General features: G+C 44.2%; 4 protein-coding genes and 2 pseudogenes. 1 reads left to right on the top strand and 5 read right to left on the bottom strand.

The annotated features are described in order from the left end of the window. Positions 1 to 122, top strand: a pseudogene (locus R0I52_RS07905) (IS5/IS1182 family transposase); the annotation flags it as partial. Positions 123 to 472: 350 nt separating this feature from the next. Here the strand turns inward: R0I52_RS07905 and R0I52_RS07900 are convergent. The 5 genes and pseudogenes from R0I52_RS07900 to R0I52_RS07880 form a co-directional block, all read right to left on the bottom strand. After that, positions 473 to 955, bottom strand: a complete 483-nt coding sequence (locus R0I52_RS07900) for a hypothetical protein (protein WP_317053884.1) — start codon at positions 953 to 955, stop codon at positions 473 to 475. 87 nt (positions 956 to 1,042) lie between these two features. Further along, complete coding sequence (locus R0I52_RS07895; RefSeq protein ID WP_317053883.1) at positions 1,043 to 2,098, bottom strand: TIGR01777 family oxidoreductase; 1,056 nt, start codon at positions 2,096 to 2,098, stop codon at positions 1,043 to 1,045. A 305-nt stretch (positions 2,099 to 2,403) separates the two neighbouring features. Then, positions 2,404 to 3,345, bottom strand: coding sequence for a fatty acid desaturase (locus R0I52_RS07890; protein ID WP_317053882.1), 942 nt, complete (start codon positions 3,343 to 3,345; stop codon positions 2,404 to 2,406). Between the two features lie 242 nt (positions 3,346 to 3,587). Further along, the gene (locus R0I52_RS07885) at positions 3,588 to 4,106 is read right to left on the bottom strand and encodes a GbsR/MarR family transcriptional regulator (RefSeq protein WP_100748948.1); all 519 of its coding nucleotides are present in this window, start codon (positions 4,104 to 4,106) and stop codon (positions 3,588 to 3,590) included. 237 nt (positions 4,107 to 4,343) lie between these two features. Further along, positions 4,344 to 4,467, bottom strand: a pseudogene (locus R0I52_RS07880) (IS5/IS1182 family transposase); the annotation flags it as partial.

Below are 4,467 nucleotides of genomic sequence, written 5' to 3'. Positions count from 1 at the left end.
TAGAAAATGCTTTCGCTAAGCTAAAACAGTATAGGGCGGTTGCCACCAGATTTGATAAACTCAAGCAGAGTTATGAGAATACGGTCGCGCTCGCTTGTGCTTATATCTGGCTCAAATTATGAATGTTCAACACGCCCTAATGCTTCACGCTTTTTACATAAAATCTCATATAGTCAGTTGAAAATAAAACTGTTATATAAATTTAAACGCGCTACTGGTATAAATTTTACTTGCGTGCTGCGTTCCCAGAGGCTGCGCAAAATTCATCCCAGTAGCGCTATGTGCTTTTTAGAGTGCATCGACTATATAGTCGAATCCAAATAAACCAGCTGCACGGCGCTCGGGTCGCTCAAAGTAAAGGGGCTATTCATTTAAACGCGTAACTGGTATAAGTCAGTTATATGGTTTCACGTGAAACACCTCTAAGTTAAAACCTCTCACAGCAAAGTCAGATATATCCATTCGTTTAGCACTACGATTTGGGAATCGTTAAACCGCCTACTATGATGGCGCTACATGACCCTGACATACCCACCAACGTCGCCAAATAAAAGAGCTCAAGATCTACCGACTCCGCTATCAGCATTACGATTAGGCTAAACGGAACAGTCGCCATAAATCCCAATACTCCTAACGCAAGCCAGCTTTTGATTGTTTTAAGATGCAGCTTAAAATATATAACGACACCTGCAGTTATCAAAGCAGGAAATAGACCCGCTATCATCTTAAAACCAAGACCTTCGAACATGTCTGCTATGAAGTACTGAACATCAAACCCTTGCATATTTCTTGGCAAAGCGCCGTTCAGCAAAAACAATATAAAATTCATCGCATTGGCCCCGATCCACCCACCAAATAGCGCAAAGCTGACAACAATCCTTAACCACGGATAAGGATTGCGAGCGTACTGTTTTGTTAGTGTGATACTTGAGTCTTTGCTTTTTTTGACAGCCATAATTAAGCACCAGTTTTATCATATTAAGGCGGATGGTGAACGGGTTGTATTTGTTTCACATGAAACAACTACAACCCGTTCTTTTATTTAGCGCTGTTTCGCCTCTAAGGCTTGCATGAGCGTAGGATATCGAAACTCATAACCCGCCGCTAATAACGCCTGTGGCAATACTTTTTGACCATCAATTAGTAGTGTCGACATCTCACCAAATATCAGCTTTAGTAAAAATTCTGGTAAAGTAAAGAATGTTGGACGATGTAGCCATGTACCTACGGTTTTGGTAAAAGCATGATTGGTTACAGGATTGGGCGCGGTCAAGTTATAGACCATGGCTGGCGTATCATTTGTGGTTTTTAGTGAGTTATCATTTGTGGTTTGACTGTTGTCATAATCAGCAAGGTGCTGCTCAATGATAAATATCACAGCGCCGACCCAGTCTGCCCGACTGATCCAGCTCATGATTTGCTTGCCATCGCCTAATTGTCCACCAACGCCCATTTTAAATGGGGTCAAAAGCTTGGCAAGCATCCCGCCATCAGGATGAATAACCACACCAGTGCGCACGATTGCCACAGGCACACCATGTTCAGTGGCTTTAAGCGCTAACTGCTCCCAATCATCACATAATTTATGAGCAAAATCTGTCTCAAAACCACTACTTTCTGTCAATGGTTTATCGCCTTGTGTGCCGTACCACCCTATCGCTGAACCACTAATCAATAATTTGGGCTTGCTGCGGCTGCGAGCGATAAATGCCAACAATGCCTCAGTAGGCCGGATACGGCTCGCCATCAGCTGCTCTTTGCGACTATCGCTCCAGCGCGAGTCGGCAATACCTGCCCCCGCTAGGTTTATTATCACATCAAAGCTTTTATCAGTCTTTGTAAGCTCATCATAAGTCATCATAGCGATATCGTCAGGGTGCGCCTGGTTACTATCACGCGTCAGCCAAGTGACTTGTAGTGCCTCTTTTCGCTCACGATACCGCGCCATGATTTCGTCGCTAAATGCTCGACCCAAAAAACCTGAACCACCACTGATTAAAATATGCATGTCTGACTCCTTATTCATGTCGCCAACTATCTGTATCGTCAACTCTTTGCTTAAGATAAACGCTGTCTCACCATCATCGTCTTCTTTCACCGTGATATCAAAACGACTTTCACAGGTTTTTGGTAACGTCTTTTGGTCTACGACATCTCTTCAATTCAATCAATAGTCATCTAAATGGGTTATAGTCGATACACTCTAAAAATGTCATAGCGCTACTGGGATGAATTTTGCGCAGCCTCTGGGAACGCAGCACGCAAGTAAAATTTATACCAGTAGCGCGTTTAAATCCATAACAGTTTTACATTCATCTAACTATAAAAATGAAGACACGCTCTAGTGACCAGCACCTATAAAACAATCAACCTTCTTTCATCCATTTAGAGATCTACTCGTCTCTAAGCAAAATGCTTACGGATAGGGCACTCACTGTCATTACTGTTTTGATACTTGTCTTTTATGGCACTCCAGCGACGCTTAATGTGCTTTATAACAGTAGCGCGACTGGGTAGTACAGGCGCATTGGTCAAGTGAGGTGCGGCTGCGTCCAAACGCTTGGCAAGCGCTGGCAAATGGTTGGATGGTATCGCAGGAAACAAATGATGCTCTACGTGATACAGTAAATTAAATGTCAGCAGATTTACCAGAGGATTGCGCTCAGTGCGAGCTATCGTCTCGTCACAGTCATGATGCACGCCCCACACAGCGATGATACCGACACTGGCATTGGCCAACATCATCACCACGAGATGATATAGCACTACCTGCCCAAACACCGTAGACGCAGCAAATACGCTCATCATCAGGGCGCCCATAATCACCAATGCCATCAACCCAAACTCTAGCCAAGCCAGCATCCTATGACGGCGACTGCTCAAGCGCAGCCCTTGACGGTAGATAGCCAACCGATACGTGATACCGCCGAGCAGCGCTTGCTGCCATGATGCCTTTGCCAAACGACCCTCAACGTCTTGGTCGCCTAATGGGTCTCGATGATGCGCCATATGAGTGGCTCGGATACTATGTAAGCTGGTCATCAATAGCACACTAAGCAGCAACAAAAGAGCAGTGGTCAGACGCCGACCTGCACCTAAACTATGGTGATAACCATCATGCGCTTGACGAAAAGCGGCGGCAAAAAACAGATAAGACGCACCGCACGCCAGTACATACCAAGACTGGCTAGCAAACCACCACGACAACAATAAAAACGGATAAGGCAAAATAATATTATAAGCGATCTGTCTACCAGTCAGCTGGCGCAGGTCTTGCCAGACTATCGACCTCACCACATCCTTGACCGTTTGCTCTGTCTGACTCTGTGTGTTATTTGGTTTCATGTGCCACATCCATTTGTGATTGGTCTAAGACCTCTGTCTAAAGCCTCTATAAGTTATCTTGTTATTGTTATTTCTGTCAAAACAGAAATAACAGTCTAAGTTTTTATGAGTTTATGTAGGGCGTGTCCTCTGTCGGCGTAAATACCGCCCGCAAAAAAACTGAATACCAGTCGCGCTGTACCTGTTTTACAGTAGATTAACTATCATTAAACCACCCACCATCACTCGTTTAACACAGCCCATTAACGTAAGACTTTTTTTATACTACTACCCAACTTCAATATCTTTTTGAGTACACTGCTGGGCAATCGTAGCATCTCAGAAGACCACGTGGTCACTGTTTCGACGAATGCTTGTGTCTCACGAAGCCGAGCTTTTACGTCGCTGTTTTCGTGCTCAAACTCTGGGCTGTCTATAAGCGCCTGCAAAAACTGTACTGTCGGCTCAAGCTCACGCTTTTGACGCTCAATTACGATGATACGTGCCAACTCCCAAACGTCGGTATTGGTGGTAAAGTGATCGCGGCGGTCGCCCAGTATTGAGACCTTTTGTACCAGCCCCCAATGTTGTAGCTCTTTGAGGCTGTTTGAAACGTTTGAGCGTGCAACACCAAGCGTTTCAGTAATCTGCTCAGCATTTAAAGGCTTTCCAATGATAAACAATAACGCATGAATCTGCGACATGGTGCGATTGATGCCCCACTGCGAGCCCATCTCTCCCCAATGCAAAACGAATTTTTCAGTCACAGGATTTAGTTTCATAATTGATAGATACACGCTATTTTTTAAATTGATAACCATTGTCTGTTTCCATACTGCACTATTCTTTTATTTCTGTCAATAGTGAAATAACAAGACAATATGATGATATAGTGAGTTCAGTATAAAAACGATACAGTGGGACTGGGATGAGTTTTATGCAGCATCGAGCAGCGCAGGCATAGCACGCAAGGAAAATTTATACCAGTTCCACGTTGATATATAGGGCGTGTTGAACATTCATAATTTGAGCCAGATATAAGCACAAGCGAGCGCGACCGTATTCTCATAACTCTGCTTGAGTTTATCAAATCTGGTGGCAACCGCCCTATACTGTTTTAGCTTAGCGAAAGCATTTTCTACT

Source organism: Psychrobacter sp. CAM01, from assembly GCF_032842965.1.
Lineage (GTDB): Bacteria > Pseudomonadota > Gammaproteobacteria > Pseudomonadales > Moraxellaceae > Psychrobacter > Psychrobacter celer.
The sequence above is the reverse complement of the archived record's forward strand: the minus strand, read 5'-3'. Positions and strand labels throughout refer to the sequence as shown.

Bases quoted from the DNA above. Each gene is read 5' to 3' on its own strand.
- R0I52_RS07890 (WP_317053882.1), bottom strand. From the start codon at position 3,345: ATGAAACCAAATAACACACAGAGTCAGACAGAGCAAACGGTCAAGGAT.
- R0I52_RS07900 (WP_317053884.1), bottom strand. From the start codon at position 955: ATGGCTGTCAAAAAAAGCAAAGACTCAAGTATCACACTAACAAAACAG.
- R0I52_RS07885 (WP_100748948.1), bottom strand. From the start codon at position 4,106: ATGAAACTAAATCCTGTGACTGAAAAATTCGTTTTGCATTGGGGAGAG.